Source organism: Sorangium sp. So ce834 (assembly GCF_051521425.1).
Taxonomy (GTDB): Bacteria; Myxococcota_A; Polyangia; order Polyangiales; family Polyangiaceae; genus Sorangium; species Sorangium cellulosum_D.
The window spans coordinates 6,024,668-6,039,632 of the sequence record NZ_CP150351.1; the positions used below are offsets into that span (position 1 = coordinate 6,024,668).

At 71.2% G+C, this 14,965-nt stretch carries 13 protein-coding genes; 9 read left to right on the top strand and 4 right to left on the bottom strand.

The window, feature by feature from the left end; all coding sequences use genetic code 11:
- Positions 1 to 157 precede the first annotated feature (157 nt).
- On the bottom strand, positions 158 to 793 hold the full coding sequence (locus tag WMF20_RS21725; protein ID WP_437616447.1) for a hypothetical protein: 636 nt from the start codon (positions 791 to 793) through the stop codon (positions 158 to 160).
- Between the two features lie 313 nt (positions 794 to 1,106).
- The gene (locus WMF20_RS21730; RefSeq protein WP_129576156.1) at positions 1,107 to 1,379 is read right to left on the bottom strand and encodes a hypothetical protein; all 273 of its coding nucleotides are present in this window, start codon (positions 1,377 to 1,379) and stop codon (positions 1,107 to 1,109) included.
- A gap of 122 nt (positions 1,380 to 1,501) precedes the next feature.
- On the opposite strand from WMF20_RS21730, the gene WMF20_RS21735 reads away from it, so the two are divergent.
- The 4 genes from WMF20_RS21735 to WMF20_RS21750 all read left to right on the top strand — a co-directional run bounded on the left by WMF20_RS21735 (position 1,502) and on the right by WMF20_RS21750 (position 4,541).
- On the top strand, positions 1,502 to 2,248 hold the full coding sequence (locus WMF20_RS21735; RefSeq protein WP_437616449.1) for an NTP transferase domain-containing protein: 747 nt from the start codon (positions 1,502 to 1,504) through the stop codon (positions 2,246 to 2,248).
- Entirely contained in the window at positions 2,245 to 3,240 is a 996-nt protein-coding gene (locus tag WMF20_RS21740) for a GHMP family kinase ATP-binding protein (protein ID WP_129576158.1), read from the top strand. The genes WMF20_RS21735 and WMF20_RS21740 overlap by 4 nt, the downstream gene beginning before the upstream one ends.
- 61 nt (positions 3,241 to 3,301) lie before the next feature.
- A complete protein-coding gene (locus WMF20_RS21745) occupies positions 3,302 to 3,922 on the top strand; it encodes a D-sedoheptulose-7-phosphate isomerase (RefSeq protein WP_129576159.1) in 621 nt (206 codons plus the stop codon).
- A gap of 7 nt (positions 3,923 to 3,929) precedes the next feature.
- Positions 3,930 to 4,541: a D-glycero-alpha-D-manno-heptose-1,7-bisphosphate 7-phosphatase gene (locus WMF20_RS21750; RefSeq protein ID WP_437616452.1), complete on the top strand. Its 612-nt coding sequence runs from the start codon at positions 3,930 to 3,932 to the stop codon at positions 4,539 to 4,541.
- Between the two features lie 27 nt (positions 4,542 to 4,568).
- Here the strand turns inward: WMF20_RS21750 and WMF20_RS21755 are convergent, their stop codons facing one another.
- Entirely contained in the window at positions 4,569 to 5,855 is a 1,287-nt protein-coding gene (locus WMF20_RS21755; protein WP_437616454.1) for a DUF4388 domain-containing protein, read from the bottom strand.
- 101 nt (positions 5,856 to 5,956) lie between these two features.
- Between WMF20_RS21755 and WMF20_RS21760 the strand changes: the two genes are divergently transcribed.
- Entirely contained in the window at positions 5,957 to 6,958 is a 1,002-nt protein-coding gene (locus WMF20_RS21760) for an AAA family ATPase (protein WP_437616456.1), read from the top strand.
- Here the strand turns inward: WMF20_RS21760 and dnaE are convergent.
- The gene (gene dnaE, locus WMF20_RS21765; protein ID WP_437616458.1) at positions 6,951 to 10,589 is read right to left on the bottom strand and encodes a DNA polymerase III subunit alpha; all 3,639 of its coding nucleotides are present in this window, start codon (positions 10,587 to 10,589) and stop codon (positions 6,951 to 6,953) included. The two genes, WMF20_RS21760 and dnaE, sit on opposite strands and share 8 nt — an antisense overlap.
- A 233-nt stretch (positions 10,590 to 10,822) precedes the next feature.
- Between dnaE and WMF20_RS21770 the strand changes: the two genes are divergently transcribed.
- The 4 genes from WMF20_RS21770 (at position 10,823) to WMF20_RS21785 (ending at position 14,113) form a co-directional block, all read left to right on the top strand.
- Entirely contained in the window at positions 10,823 to 11,902 is a 1,080-nt protein-coding gene (locus WMF20_RS21770; RefSeq protein ID WP_237245540.1) for a hypothetical protein, read from the top strand.
- A gap of 466 nt (positions 11,903 to 12,368) precedes the next feature.
- Positions 12,369 to 12,992: an OmpA family protein gene (locus tag WMF20_RS21775; protein ID WP_237245541.1), complete on the top strand. Its 624-nt coding sequence runs from the start codon at positions 12,369 to 12,371 to the stop codon at positions 12,990 to 12,992.
- A 206-nt stretch (positions 12,993 to 13,198) separates the two neighbouring features.
- Positions 13,199 to 13,663 carry a c-type cytochrome gene (locus WMF20_RS21780; RefSeq protein WP_437616460.1) on the top strand — a complete coding sequence of 155 codons (465 nt, stop codon included), beginning with the start codon at positions 13,199 to 13,201 and terminating at the stop codon, positions 13,661 to 13,663.
- 6 nt (positions 13,664 to 13,669) lie between these two features.
- The gene (locus tag WMF20_RS21785; protein ID WP_437616462.1) at positions 13,670 to 14,113 is read left to right on the top strand and encodes a hypothetical protein; all 444 of its coding nucleotides are present in this window, start codon (positions 13,670 to 13,672) and stop codon (positions 14,111 to 14,113) included.
- Positions 14,114 to 14,965 lie beyond the last annotated feature (852 nt).

Consider the following 14,965-nt stretch of genomic DNA (forward strand, 5'->3'; position numbering starts at 1 on the left):
CCGCAGGGCCCGCTCGGCGCGCCGCCTGCGGCGCGTTTCGTGCGGCCTCGGCGGCGCATTTCCTGAGACCACGGCGGCGCCGGCCTGCGCCAGCCGCCCGCCGTGCGGCCGGCTCAGGCAACGCTCATGCCCGGATGACCGGCGCGCCGATGTCCGCTCAGGCCGGGTAGTACGACGTCTGACCCTGGTTCAGCTCCTCGGTGATCTTGTTTTCCTCGAGAAGCTTCTTGATCGGCTCCTGGAGCTCGGCTGCAGGGGTGCCCATCGCCAGCGCAAGATCGTCGATGCCCTGGCCCGGCTCGATTTCCACATGGGCGAGCAGCGCCTCGGCGATCTCGTCCCCGGGGATCCCGGACGGCGCGTTCTCCGGGCTCGTCGGGCGGGCTTGCTCGGCCTCCTTCGCGCCCGCCCCGACGGCGGGCGCCGCCTGGGCGGGGGCGGCGCTCGCGCGGCGCGCCTTGGCCGGGGCGGCCGCCGGACGCGCGGCGCCGGCGGTGGCCCGCGGCGCGGCCGCCTTCTTGCGCGGCGCAGCGCGCTTCGGGGCGGGGGCCTTGCGCGGCGGCGCGCTTCGGGGCGGCGCGGCCGGGCGGCTCGGCGCCGGAGCGCGCTCGGGCTTGCGGGCCGGCTTCATGGGAGTCGCGACGGGCCCGGATATCCCTGCGGCCTTGATGTCGACTTCCAGGTACCGCGCTGCGTTTTGGAGAACGTCCTTACGGGCCAGCGCTTTCATGCCCTCCAGGAACGCGGCCACCAAAGCACGAATCTCATTCTCGATCTCGACATCGGATATCACGCTGCCGCCGTCTCACGAATCCCCCGGAATGTCAACGTCTTCCGCGCGGAGTGACGCGCAGAGACCGGAGAAACCCGGACGATCTCGCGACGGCCGCCGCCCCCGCCCCGGCGCTCGATCGGTGGCTCGGGCGCGTGTCCAGTGTGAATTTGCCGCTCTACCAAATGAAATGCGGCAAGATCCGAAACTCATCGACAATCCATGTCGACCCTCCGCCCGCGGCGCGGTCCGAGGGCGGGGGCCACGCCGTTGGGCAGAGATCGACTCGCTGCTCGCGGCGACCCCGGCGCGAGCGTGGTGCGGGCGCGGTCGCTCAAGCCGCCTTGACCGCGCGCAGCGATGGGCGGCGCAGGGGGCGGAGCGGCGCCGCCGCGAAGGCTGCGCCGAGCGCGAGCCCGCGGAACGTGAGCCGCATCCGCAGGGCATCGAGGTAGCCCTCGCGGTGGAGGGCGGTGATCACCCGGCGGACGTCCGTCCGGCGCACCGCGAGGGCCGTGGTCAACGTTTCGAGGGTCACCGTCTTGCCCTCGCTCTGGAGGGCGAGCAGCGTCCGGAGAAGATGCGGAACGAGGTCCTTGTCGGTCATGGCGCCGACCCTAGTTCAGTAGCTGAACGGTCGTACAGTTTGTGGCGACGATTTCTCCGGGCCGCCGGCGGGAACGCCCGAGGCGCACCGATGGTGGCCGTCGTCTGTGGTACGTCCCGCTGGTGCGCCCCGACGCCTCGTCCCCTCAAGCCGTGATCCTCGCCGGCGGGCTCGGCACCCGGATGCACCCGCGGACGGAGCGCACGCCGAAATTCCTGCTGCCGGTGGCCGGCCGGCCGTTCGGGGCGTGGCTCCTCGATCGGCTCGCCGCCGCGGGCGTCGGCGAGGTGGTCCTCTGCGTGGGTCACCTGGGCGACGCCGTTCGCGGGGCGATGGGCGATCGGTTCGCGGGGCTGCCGCTCCGTTACGCCGACGACGGCCCCGAGCTCCTGGGCACGGCCGGCGCGCTGCGGCGCGCGCTGCCCCACTTGGCCCCTGTGTTCCTCATGACCTACGGCGACTCCTATCTGCCCTTCGATTACCTGGCCCCGCTCCGGGACCTCTGTGCGCACCCGGGCGCGCTCGGCACGATGGCCGTGTACCGGAACGAGGATCGGCTGGACGCCTCGAACACGGCCGTCTCGGGCGACCTCGTGGCGCGTTACGAGAAGCGCCGCGCGGATGCCCCGCCCGACCCTGCCCTCGATCACATCGATTACGGAGCGACCGCGCTCCGCCGCGGGGTCGTCGAGGCGCTGCCGGCGGACACGCCGCTCGGCTTCGATGCGGTGCAGCGCGACCTCGCGGCACGCGGCCGCCTGCGGGCGCTCCGGGTCGCGGCGCGCTTTTACGAGATCGGCTCCGAGCGGGGCCTCCGCGATCTCGAGGCCGCGCTCGGGGCCCCGGCCGCGGCGGAGGAGCGGGGATGATCGTCTCCCGCGCCCCGGTCCGCTTCTCCCTCGGCGGCGGCGGGACCGATCTGCCCGCCTACTCCGACCGGTTCGGCGGCTACCTCGTGTCGGCCGCCATCGACAAGTACATCTACGTCACGGCCAACAAGCGCTTCCACCGCGACATCCGCCTCGCCTACTCCAAGACCGAGATCGTCCCCTCGGTCGACCGGATCGAGCACCCCATCTTCCGGGAGGCGCTCCGGATGATGGGAATCGAGCACTCGATCGAGCTCACGAGCGTCGCGGATCTCCCCGCGAACTCGGGCCTCGGCTCGTCGAGCTCGTTCACGGTCGCGCTCCTCAACGCCCTGCACGCCTACAAGCGCGACTTCGTGTCGTCCGAGCAGCTCGCGCGCGAGGCGTGCGCCATCGAGATCGAGCGCCTCGGGGAGCCGATCGGCAAGCAGGATCAGTACATCGCCGCCTACGGCAACGTCACCGCGTTCACGTTCTCGCCGGACGGCTCGGTGCACGTCGAGCCCGTGCCGGTCCGCGACGAGGTGCTGGACGAGCTCGAGAGCAACCTGCTCATCGTGTGGAGCGGCATCGAGCGGCCGGCCAGGGTGGTGCTCTCCGAGCAGGGGCGGCGGCTGCACGATCTCGAGCCCGCGGTGGTCGAGCGGATGCACCGTATCAAGGAGATCGGCCGCGACGTGCACCGCATCCTCGTCTCCGGCAAGCTCGACGACTACGGCGAGCTCCTGCACGCCCACTGGACCCAGAAGCGTAAGCTCGCCTCCAAGATGACCGACGAGGTCCTCGACGAGATCTACGAGGTCGCCCGGGGCGCCGGGGCGCTCGGCGGCAAGCTGATGGGGGCCGGCGGCGGCGGGTTCTTCATGTTCTACGTCCGCCCGGCGGAGAAGCGCCGGGTGCTGGAGGCGCTCGCCGCGAAGGGCCTGCGCGTGCTGCGCTTCCGCTTCGATCTCGACGGCGCGCGCATCGTCGCGAACCTGCACCGATCGTGAGCCGGCGCGCCGGCGCGCCGCTCACTGGGCATCTCGCCGGGATTCTGGCTATAGATCGATCATGCCGCAGAGCACGCACGACTTCGTGGAAAAGTACCTTCGCGAGACGGCCGAGATCGCCCTCGCGACGAGCCCCGACGACATGGCGCGGGTCATCGAGATCCTCTTCGAGGCGTACCGGAACGATCGCACCATCTACACGTGCGGCAACGGCGGCTCGGCGGCGAACGCGAGCCACCTCGCCTGCGACATCGCCAAGTTCACGTGGGTCGACGGCAAGCGCCGCTTCAAGTGCACCTCGCTCTGCGACAACGCGGCCCTCCTCAGCGCCCTGACCAACGACGTCGGCTTCAACCGGATCTTCCTCGAGCAGCTCGACGGCCGCATCGTCGCCGGCGACGTGCTCGTGTGCCTGAGCGTGCACGGCGGCTCGGGCGCCGATCGGGCCGGCCCGTGGTCGCAGAACCTGGTGGCCGCCGCGGACTTCGCGAGGAAGGCGGGGGCCAAGGTGGTCGCGCTCGTCGGCTACGACGGCGGCGCGCTGCGCCAGATGGCCGACGCCAGCGTGATCGTGCCGAGGACGCGGGCCGGCTACACGTCGACGCCGCACGTCGAGGGCTTCCACGAGGTCTACCACCACCTGATCTGCGAGCGGCTCCTGCAGCTCGTGGCCGAGAGCTGAGCGCCGCGTGGCGAGGCGCGGGATCGTCCTCGACCGCGACGGCACCCTCATCGACGTGGTCCGCGATCCCGAGCTCGGCGTGGTCGTGACGGCGTTCCACCCGGATCAGATCCGGCTCCTGCCGGGCGCGCTCGAGGGCCTGCGGCGGCTCGCGGACGCGGGGTTCTTGCTGGCGATCGCGACCAACCAGCCGGGGGCGGCGAAGGGCCAGGTCCCCTGGGGGGCGATCGAGCGCACGAACCGCGCGCTCGTCGACGGGCTGCGCGCGGCCGGCGTCGAGATCGCGGCGCTCGCGGTGTGCCCGCACCACCCCGAGGGCGGGCCCGGCGGCGATCCGGCGCTGATCGGCCCGTGCGACTGCAGGAAGCCGAAGCCGGGGATGCTCGCGGGGCTCGCGCGCGATCTCGATCTCGACGTCGCCGCGAGCTGGATGATCGGCGACGCGCCGAGCGACGTGGCGGCCGCGCGCGCCGTGGGCATGCGGGCGGGCCTGCTCCTGGATCGACGCCGCTGCGAGCTGTGCCCGCTGCGGGGCGAGGCCGATCTCCCCTGCCCCGATCGCGCGGCGCCGCGGCTCGATCTCCTGGCCGCGGAGATCCTCGCGGCGCCGCGAGGCTAGCGGCGCCCGCGCGCGGGTCGGCGACGGCTACCTGGGCGCGAGCGGGCCCACGAGCGCGGCGACGCGCTTCGACAGCGGCGGCTGGTTGTCGCTGCGCCTCGAGAGCGGGATGCCCTCGGGCGACAGGCGCAGGCACGGCTCCGCGACGAACATGGCGAACGAGACGTACTCGCGCAGCCACTGCGAGAGCATCGCCTCGGCCTGCTCGGCGCCGGCGATGAGCGTCGCGTTCTCGAGCAGCCTCGCGGGCTCGAGCGTCCCGTCCGGCGCGGGCCCCGCGCCGCGGAAGAGGGCGTCGTAGATGCCCGCGCCCGCGACGAACGCGGCGAGCTGCCAGCGCACCTCGTCGCCCCGCTGGGCCCCGTCGACAGCGGAGAGGATCGACGCGATCGCCTCGTTGAAGAGCGCGATGCCGGCGGCGGCGCCCGTCGGCCCCGGCGCGCGCACCACGACCCGCCCGGACTGCGCCAGCTGGAAGAGCGCCCGCGTGGTCTCGAACTCCCCCTGCCCGAGCGCGCGCGCCACCTCCGCCACCGATCGCTGCCCGTCGACGGCGTCGTACACCGCGCGGAGCTCCTCCGGCGGCGGGCCGCGATCCGGCACGCGCGCGGGCACGTGCTGATCCGACGGGATCCGCTCGCGGAAATAGCGCAGCTCGTCCATGCGGCGCACCGCCTCGAGGAGCAGCGCGTGGACCGGGAGGCTGTGGCGCGTCGGGATCTGCTCCTCCTCGAAGCCCGCGAGGAAATAGAACATCCCCTCGCCCGCGAGGAGCACCCGGTAAGCGATCTCCTCCGCCTGCGCGCTGAGCAGCTGATAAAGCCGCTCGCGCGGCACGAAGCCGAGCTTCACCGCGGTCTCGCCGAAGCGCACGTCCGGCGCCGCGGCGGCGAGCGTCGCGTCGACCTGCGGCCGCGAGAGCGCGCCGTAGCGGTAGAGCACCTCGCCGATGCGCTCGCCCGGGGCGCTCGAGCGCGCGGCGATGGCGTGGCCCGGCTCGAAGAACAGCGACCGGCTCTCCGCGCCGTCGATCACGACGAGCTCGCCGGACCACCCCGCCTGCCCGATGAGCGAGACGACGTCGCAGAGCGCGCCCGGCCCCATGATCTGACCGGCGAGCCGGAGCGGCGCGGCCGCCGGCGCGTCGGCCGGCGCCTCCTTCCCCACGTGGCGCAACACGACGAGGTGGCCGGGCGCCGGCAGCAGCTGGAGCACGCCCTGCCGCGCGCGCAGCTGCTTGCTGGCGTCGAGGTCGACGGGGTGAGCCGTGCCAGTCGCGTCGATGCGCACGAGCGAGCGGTGCTCTTCGGTCATCGCCGCGATCTCTAACCCAGCGCGGAGAGCGCGGCCACGGCCGGCCTCGCTCGCGCCGCGCCGCCACCCGGGCGCCGCGCGCGGCGTGCTACCGTCCCGCCGTGACGCCTCCCCCGGATCACGACGGCGGCGCGCCCGGCGATCGGAGCGCCCGCGACGACACCCCGGCCACCGCGGACGAGCTCGACGCGCGCCTCGCGGCGGCCCGCTACATCGCCGATCCGGCGACCTCGCTCGCGCTGTGGCTCGCCCTCCGGATGGAACGGCCGCTCCTGCTCGAAGGGCCGGCCGGCGTCGGCAAGACCGAGCTCGCCCGCGCCGCGGCCGAGGCGCTCGGTCGCGGGCTCATCCGGCTCCAGTGCTACGAGGGCCTCGACGAGGCGAAGGCGCTGTACGAGTGGGACTACGCGAAGCAGATGCTCTACACGCAGCTCCTGCGGGACGCGGTCGCGAAGGAGATCGCCGGCGCGGCGAGCCTCGCCGCCGCCGCGCGCGCGATCGCGGGGAGCGAGGCGTCGTTCTTCAGCGAGCACTTCCTGATCGCGCGCCCGCTCCTCGCGGCGCTGCGCAGCGCCGCCCCCGTCGTCCTCCTCATCGACGAGGTCGATCGCGCCGACCCGGAGTTCGAGGCGTTCCTGCTGGAGGTGCTCGCCGACATGCAGGTCACGATCCCCGAGCTCGGCACGATCCGCGCCGCGCGTCCGCCTCTCGTGCTGCTCACCACGAACGCGACGCGCGAGATGACCGAAGCGCTGCGCCGCCGTTGCCTGCACGCGTTCCTGGACTACCCGCCGCCGTCGCGCGAGCTCGCCATCCTGAGGGTCGCCCTCCCGGGGATCGAGCCCCGCCTCGCCGCGCAGATCGTCGCGTTCGTCGCCGGCCTCAGGGCCATGGATCTGCGGAAGTCCCCCGCCATCAGCGAGACGATCGACTGGGCCCGCGCGCTGCTCCTGCTCGGCAAGCGCGCGATCACCCCGGAGCTCGCCCGCGACACGCTCGGCGTCCTCCTCAAGCACCAGGGCGACCGCGCCGACGCCGAGGCGAAGCTCGGCGCCCTCGCGCGGGCCGCCGAGCAAGCGGGCGCGGTCGAGCCGCCTACCTGAGCTCGGCTACCTTCTCGCCGAACAGCTTCTCGAGCCGCCCCAGCATCGCGTCGTTCGGCTCGACGCGGAGATCGCGTCCCAGCGCCAGCACGGCCTCCGCCCCGTCGTCGAGCTGGATCACGAGCTGCACCGGGCACACCCCCGGGCTCGCCCGCAGGAGCGCGCCGAGCCGATCGATGTGCTCGCGCCTGGCGCTGCGCGACTTCAGCGTGATCGCCACGCTCCGCGTCTGCGCGAGGATCGCGTCGGAGAGCGGCTGCACCTCGTCGAGCAGCAGGGTCGGCTCGCGCGGCGCGGACTCGGCCTCCTCGGCGCCCTCGTCCACCATGGGGAAGCTGACCTTGCCCGAGATCAAGACCGGCTCTCCCCGGTTCAGGAGCTCGCCGTAGGCCTCGATCTGCTTCTCGCGCACCTTGACCTCGACCCGGCCGGACGTGTCCTCGAGCACGAAGAACGCGATCTTGCCGCCGCCGCCCTTGAAGATGCGCTCGCGGTACCCCTCGACCATGCCGCCGACACGCACCCTGGCCCAGGCATCCAGGCCGGCCAGCGCGCTCACCGCGGTCACGTCGAAGCGGTTCAGATCCACGCCGTACCGATCGAGCGGGTGCCCCGAGACGTAGAAGCCGAGGGACTGCTTCTCCCGCGAGAGCGTCTCCCGCAGATCCCAGTCCTCGACCATCGGGTAGTCGTCCAGCCGCACCTCGTTCTTGGACGCGACGGCCGCGAACAGGCCGATCTGCGCGCTGTTCCGCTCCTTGCTCGCGGAGCGCGAGCGCTCGAGCGCCCTGTCGATGGCCGCGAACGCCCGCGACCGCGAGATGCCCCGCACCCGGAGGCTCGCGTCGAACGCGCCGCACTGCACGAGCGCCTCGAACACCCCCTTGTTGACCCGCCGCGGATCGACGCGCTCGGCGAAGTCGAAGAGATCCCCGAACGCGCCCCCCGCCTCCCGCGCCTCGAGGATCGCCTCGAGCGCCGACTCGCCGACGCCGCGGATCGCCCCCATCCCGAAGCGGATCTTCGGGTCGTACGGGTCCCTCACCCGCGAGCCGCCGCGCCGGGTGCCGGTCACGCGCTTGCCGTTCGTCACCGGCGTCGCGCTGTAGACGACGGTGAAGTCCGTCTTGGACTCGTTGATCTCGGGCGGCAGGATCTCGACCCCCCACGCGCGCCCCTCCGCGATGATCCGCACGACCTTCTCGATCTTGTCGCGGTCGGCCGTCATCAGGGCGCAAAGGAACTCGACCGGGTAGTGCGCCTTGAGGTAGGCCGTCTGGTAGGTGAGCAACGCGTACGCGGCCGAGTGGCTCTTGTTGAAGCCGTAGCCCGCGAAGTACTCGAGGAGCCCGAAGATGCGCTCGGCGTCCTCCCCCTTCACCCCGTTCTTGAGCGCGCCGTCGACGAACGTCGCCTTCTGCTTCGCCATCTCCTCGGGCTTCTTCTTGCCCATGGCGCGCCGGAGCAGGTCGGCGCCGCCGAGCGTGTAGCCCGCGAGCCGCTGCGCGATCTGCATGACCTGCTCCTGGTAGACGATGACGCCGTACGTCGGCCGGAGGAGCTCGTCGACGAGGGGGTGCATCTTCTCGATCGGCTTGCGACCGTGCTTGCAGTCGACGAAGTCCTTCACCATGCCGGTGCCGAGCGGTCCGGGCCGGTAGAGCGCCACGGCGGCGACGATGTCCTCGAAGGCGTCGGGCTTCAGGTCCTTGAAGAGCTGCTGCATGCCGCTCGACTCGAGCTGGAACACCCCGGTGGTCTCGCCCGACTGGAGGAGCGCGTAGGTGGCGGCGTCGTCGATCGGCACCGCGTTCACGTCGAACCGCGCGCCCTCCTTGCCCGCGAGGTCCGGGCGCGCGTTCACGAGCCGCACCGCGATGTCGATGACGGTGAGCGTCTTCAGCCCGAGGAAGTCGAACTTCACGAGCCCGGCCAGCTCGACGTCGTCCTTGTAGTACTGCGTGACGACCTGCTCGCCGTTCTTGAAGCACGGGACGTGATCCCAGAGCGGGCCCTCGCTGATCACGACGCCGGCGGCGTGCATGCCGGCGTGCCGCGTCAGCCCCTCGAGCTTCTGCGCCTGCTTCAGGAGCTCCGCGACCGTGGGGTCGCTCTCCTTGAGCGCCTTGAGCTTCGGCTCGATGTCGAGCGCCTCGGGGATCGTGTACGTGATCCCCGGCCCCTTCTGCGGGATGAGGCTCGCGATCTTCTGCGCCTCGTTGGCGGGGAACGCCATGGCCCGGGCGACGTCCTTGATGACGCTCCGCGCCTTGAGCTCGTGGAACGTCGCGATCTGCCCGACGGAGGGTTTGTCGGCCTCCTTGCTGTACTTCTTCGTGACGTACGAGATGACCTCGTCGCGCCGGTCCATGCAGAAGTCGACGTCGAAGTCGGGCATGCTGATGCGCTCCGGGTTCAGGAAGCGCTCGAACAGCAGGTTGTACGGGAGCGGATCGAGATCGGTGATCTCCATCGCGTAGGCCACGAGCGAGCCGGCGCCCGAGCCGCGGCCCGGCCCGACCGGGATGCCGTGGTCCTTCGCGTACTTGATGAAGTCCCAGACGATGAGGAAGTAGCCCGGGAAGTCCATCTGGACGATGACGTTCAGCTCGACGTCGAGGCGCGCCCGGTAGACCGCCTCGTCCACCGTCCGGCCCGATCGCGCGATCTGCGCGAGCCGCTTCGTGAGCCCCTCGTGCGCCACGTGCCGGAAGTAGCTCGCCGGGTCGTCGAACCCGCTCGGCAGCGGGAACCGCGGGAGCATCGGCTTGCCGAGCTTGAGCTTGAGCCCCGCGCACCGCTCGGCGATCTCGAGCGTCGAGCGGACCGCCTGCGGGTGGTCGCGGAAGAGGTGCGCCATCTCGTCGGCGGGCTTGAGGAACATCTCGAAGCTGCCGTGGTGCGCCTCGCTCGCATCGGCGAACGTGCGGTTCGCCGCGATGCACGACAGGTACAGCTGCCCCTCGCCGTCCTCGCGCGCGCCGAAGTGCGCGTCGTTCGTCGCGACGAGCGGCAGCCCCAGATCGCCCGCCGCGCGCGCCAGGATGCCGTTGAGCACCGACTGCTCGACGAGCCCGTGGTCCTGGAGCTCGACGTAGAGGCTCCCCGGCTCGAAGCAGTCCCGGAGCCGGCTGAGCGCCTCGCGCCCCTCGTCCTCGCCCTGCTCGAGGATCCGCTGGGCGACCACGCCGCCCATGCAGCCGGTCAGGCCGATGAGCCCCGCGCTGTGCTGCGCCACCATGTCGAGCCGCACGCTCGGCGCGAGCCCGCTCGCGGGCTCGACGTGCCCCAGCGAGACGATGCGGACGAGGTTCTTGTAGCCCTCCTCGGACGTCGCGAGCAGCACGAGGTGATCGACGGGCGTCTCGTCCACGCCCGAGCGCGACACCTGCCCCGCGGCCGCGCCCCAGCTGCGCGCCACGTTCACCTCGCAGCCGATGATCGCGCCGATGCCCTGGTCCTTGCAGGCCTTGTAGTGCTGAATCGCCCCGAACATGTTCCCGTGATCCGTCAGGGCGACGGCGCGCATACCGAGCGACTTGGCGCGCGCGGCGAGGTCCTTGACGCGGAGGGCGCCGTCGAGGAGCGAGTACTGCGAATGCACGTGGAGGTGGATGAACTCAGCGGTCACAGCGGGCTTCCAGGTGGCTTCTCATCGTCGTGCGAATCGGGAAAGACAGGTAATCAGGGAGAACGAAATCGGGAGGCATTTGGACGACCGACCGTCACGTGCCTGCGAGCTCACATATAGCGCATTGCGCAGCGGGGATCGCCCTTGATGAGGCGCGCGAGCCGGCGCTAGCATGTGCGCCCGTTTGAGAGCACTTGCCTGATTTGGGGTGGGGTTTCCAGAAAGTGAGGTCGATGATGCGCCATTCCCGTATCGCCGTCGCGGTCTATTTGGCGACGGCGCTCCTGTCCGTCGCCGGCTGTGGTTCCGAAGAGGCCGCGCCGCCGCCCGCTGAACAAGACGTCGACCTCGGCCAGCCGCCCGGGCCGGGGCCGGAGCAGGCCGGTGACGGCGAGGGGGTCGCGTTCGCGATCGACCGCCTCTTCCTCGGCGACACGGATCGCGCCGGGAAGAAGGTACCGGGCAGCTGGAAGCAGTACGGCTTCAACATCGACGGCAAGGTGTCCAGCACCATCTCGGAGGACCTCTGCCGGCCGGTCGACGGCGCCGCCCCTTCCGACGTCTATCCGGACGGCGTCGACGGCATCGACAACTCCTTCGGCAACAAGCTCGTCGGCCTCATTGCGACTCTCCTGAGCGACCCATCGACGAGGGTCACCGACGCCATCGCCAACGGCGATTTCACGGTGATCCTGAAGGTCGACGGGCTCGGCGCGCAGTCGTCCTACAACCCGCTCACCGCGAAGCTCTACGGCGGCGCCACGCTGGGCATGGCGCCCGCCTGGGACGGCAGCGACAGGTGGCCCGTCGTCCCGGAGCTGCTCGAGGACGCTCAGAACATCGAGAGTGCCAAGGTCATGTTCCCGGCCAGCTACGTCGTCGACGACACGTGGGTTTCGGGCCCGGAGTCACAGGTCACCTTCAAGCTGAACCTGACGATCTCGGGGACCACCATCGGCCTCACGATCCGCAACGTGAGGATCGCGATGGATCTCGCGCCCGATCACAAGTCGGTGGTCAACGGCACCATCGCGGGCGTGCTCGAGACGGCAGTCCTCGTCGAGGAGCTGCGCAGCGTCATCGGCGCTGTCCAGCCGACCTTCTGCGATGGCGCGGGGCTGGAGACGACCCTCGACCAGGTCCGTCGCGCCTCGGACATCCTGAAGGACGGCAGCCAGGACCCGGGCCAGGAGTGCAACGCCATCTCCATCGGCATCGGGTTCACGGCGAAGCAGGTCCAGCTGGGCGAGATCGCGCCCCCTGCCGAGACGAGCGGCGTGCCGTGCGGGGAAGCGCCCCCGGACCAGGGCTGAGCGCCGCGCGATTCCCATCCAGCAGCGGCGATCCCAGCGGAGCCCTCGTCGAGGGCTCCGCGGGCACCTCCCCCGGGTGCCCCCTCGCCAGAGCTCCCCACAGCCTGCGACGTGCGACCTGCTCAGCCCGCCCGCGCTCTGCGCGAAGATCGTGCTCGCCGTTGAGCCATCGCGCGCCCCGCGAGCGTCTCAAGAATCGACCCCGCCCGTCCAGGGTACGCGCTCAAGCGAGGGAGGCCTTGGTGGCGCGCTCTCTCGGTCCGCCCGCTCGTGGGGGTCCGTGAGGCGCCCTCTTCCTGGTTTCGTTTGTCCCAACTTTTCGCTAGAAGGCGGCATCGCTTCGAGCGTCCACCACGCAAATACCCGATGGCAGTGAAGACTCATGGCGAGCTGCCGTCCCAGGGCGTCAGCCCGGCGGGTTGCCGATGCGAGCTCTGGCTCGTGCCCTCAGAGGAGAACAACGTCCATGCGTAGATACGTCGCTTCCGTTCTGTGCGCCGTGATGATGGTTGGCGCTGCCGCCGCGACGGCCGGTTGCACGGCCAGCGCCTCGTTCAACGCCGGCGGCAAGGAGCCGGCGGCCACGCCCCCGCCCCCGCCGGAGCCGAAGCAGGAGGAGCCGAAGGAGGAGAAGAAGCCCCGCCCGCGCTTCAAGCTCACCTTCAAGCTGAAGGGCAACCAGGTCGAGCTGCCCGGCCCGGTGGTCTTCGAGACGAACAGCGACAAGCTCCTGCCCGAGAGCGACGAGGTCCTCAGCATCGTCGACGACTTCCTGAAGCAGCGGAAGGACGTCACCCTCCTCCGGGTCGAGGGGCACACCGACTCCGACGGCGAGGACGCCGCGAACCAGGTGCTGTCCGAGAAGCGCGCGATGTCGGTCGCTCGCTGGCTCGTCGCGAAGGGCCACGACTGCAAGCGCTTCATCGCCGTCGGCTTCGGCGAGACCAAGCCGATCGCCGACAACAACACGCCCGACGGCAAGGCCCAGAACCGCCGCACCGGGTTCTTCATCGCGGCCGTCGACGGCAAGGCGGTCGACAAGCAGCCCGTGGACGGCGGCGGCAAGGTCGCCGGCGATCCCTGCAAGTGACGGCGCTCCGCCTGGCTGCGCCCCTCCGGGCGCGCCGCGGTCCTCGCGGCGCGTCCGAGCCGCGCCCGGCGGCCTGACCGTTCGACGACGGAGCCCCGCTCGCCGCCGCGCCGCGCCACCCCGCGCGCGCCGGCGGCGGACGTCGTCTTGTTGTCCTTCTTCGCTTGCCTCCCCCATCATCTTCACTATCCGTACTCCTCCACCCCATGCGGCGACGCCACGACAGGCCCCTGGGCCGCCTCCTCTTCACGGCCGTCCTCTCGCTTGGCCTCTTCGGCTGCGACCCCGGGCCGGGCGATGTTCGCGAATGGACGCCGGCCGATCACGATCCGCCGAGCCCCAACGAGGGGCAGGGCGGCAAGGTCGCCGCGCGGCCGGTCGCCTCGAACGAGACCGACCCGGGGCTGCTCGAGCTCGCCTGGCAGCGGAACTGCTCCACCTGTCACGGCAGGGCCGGTCGCGGCGATGGCCCGCAAGGTCCGATGGTTCGCGCCCCGGATCTCACCGACACCGCCTGGCAGGAGCGGGTGACCGACGCCCAGATCGCCGAGGTGATCCGGAAGGGCAAGAACAAGATGCCCGCCTTCGATCTGCCGCAGCAGGTGATCGATGGCCTCGTGAAGCGAATCCGCACCAGCAGAGCAAGCGGCTCCGCACCGGCACAGCGCTAGCCCCCGATGAGCTCGACCCCGCAGGAGGACCTCGATGAGGCGCCGGAAGAACGGCCGGCCGCCCCGGACGGTCGTCGCCCCTGGGCCCGGCGGCTCGCGCCGGTGATCCTCGTCGTGGGCGCGCTGTTCGCGGGGAGCGTCCTCTTCGAAAGCATGCCCGAGGAGCGCGAGGTCGAGCTGAGGCTCGACGACGCGGCGACCGTCGTGCGGCTCGACGTGACCTGGACGGAACCTTCCTCAGGCCAGCGCGCGACCGAAGCCGCGCCGGTCGTCGACAGCTCGTGGCGGTTCGCCGAGGGGACGGCGCCGAGGACGGTCCTCACCAAGGTGTCGCTCCCGGACGGCCTCTACCAGGTCGAGATCGCGGTCGACCGGAAGCGCGGGCACGACGTCACGAGCCGGACCGTCACGCTGGGAGACTCCTCCCGGATCACGCTGTTCGTGCGCTGAACAGCGCGCGCCCGGCGCTATCGCGGACGATCTCGAAGGATTCCTTCCCGGACGCACGCGGCGCGTCGCCGGATCGCTCGCGTTCAGCCCCTGCTTCCGCTCGTCGGGGCGGTGCATGGCAGCGCCCCGGATGCGCCGTCGCGCGGGCTCACGCCGGTCTCGCCGAGACACGCGACCGGCGGCACGGACCGGCGATGCGCCCCCCTTTCCTCCTCGCGGTCGGTCGACGCACGAGACCGTTGACTCCCGGAAACTGACAAGCCAGGCAGTGCCGTGAGTTGGAAGCGTGTCCTTGAGGCACCACCTCGCGTCCGGCGGGCCGCGTGGAGCCCGTGATGCAAGAGCTTCAGCTTCGGTGGCAAACCGTTGTTTTTGTTCAGTGTTTCGTGTAAGCAGGGGCCGCGGTTCGGATGGGAATGGAATATGAGAACGAATTCCCTTGATGCGTTCACCCCGGAACCGCTACTTCTTGGCCCGCAGCAGCAGGGCGTGGCACCTTATCCTACAACAACTTACACGCTCTGACCGGGACAACCGTGAAGCATCGTGGTGCCCCCCCGGAGGGAGCGACCATGCGACCTGTACAGTGTCGCTGGAGGCGGAGAAGGAGAACCGATGAGGATCACCCCGTGGTATCTGGCTGCGCTTGCCCCGTTCGCCGCCATTGGTTGCAGTGGCGCGTACCTCGGCCACGCCGCGGTCGTGGCGTTGACGATCGGCATCTTCCTCGGGACCCTTTCGCTCGGCCGCACTCCGAGCTCTCGCCCTGCCCCGCCGAACGCCCCTGTCTCCTGATTTTCTCGCCCAGCTGCCGCTCGCTGCATGCCGCCGCGACGCTTTCCCGAGCGCTCG

Coding starts and splice junctions, on each gene's coding strand:
- WMF20_RS21755 (WP_437616454.1), bottom strand. CDS start 5,855: ATGACCGAAGAGCACCGCTCGCTCGTGCGCATCGACGCGACTGGCACG.
- WMF20_RS21745 (WP_129576159.1), top strand. CDS start 3,302: ATGCCGCAGAGCACGCACGACTTCGTGGAAAAGTACCTTCGCGAGACG.
- WMF20_RS21770 (WP_237245540.1), top strand. CDS start 10,823: ATGATGCGCCATTCCCGTATCGCCGTCGCGGTCTATTTGGCGACGGCG.
- WMF20_RS21780 (WP_437616460.1), top strand. CDS start 13,199: ATGCGGCGACGCCACGACAGGCCCCTGGGCCGCCTCCTCTTCACGGCC.
- WMF20_RS21775 (WP_237245541.1), top strand. CDS start 12,369: ATGCGTAGATACGTCGCTTCCGTTCTGTGCGCCGTGATGATGGTTGGC.
- WMF20_RS21740 (WP_129576158.1), top strand. CDS start 2,245: ATGATCGTCTCCCGCGCCCCGGTCCGCTTCTCCCTCGGCGGCGGCGGG.
- WMF20_RS21785 (WP_437616462.1), top strand. CDS start 13,670: ATGAGCTCGACCCCGCAGGAGGACCTCGATGAGGCGCCGGAAGAACGG.
- WMF20_RS21730 (WP_129576156.1), bottom strand. CDS start 1,379: ATGACCGACAAGGACCTCGTTCCGCATCTTCTCCGGACGCTGCTCGCC.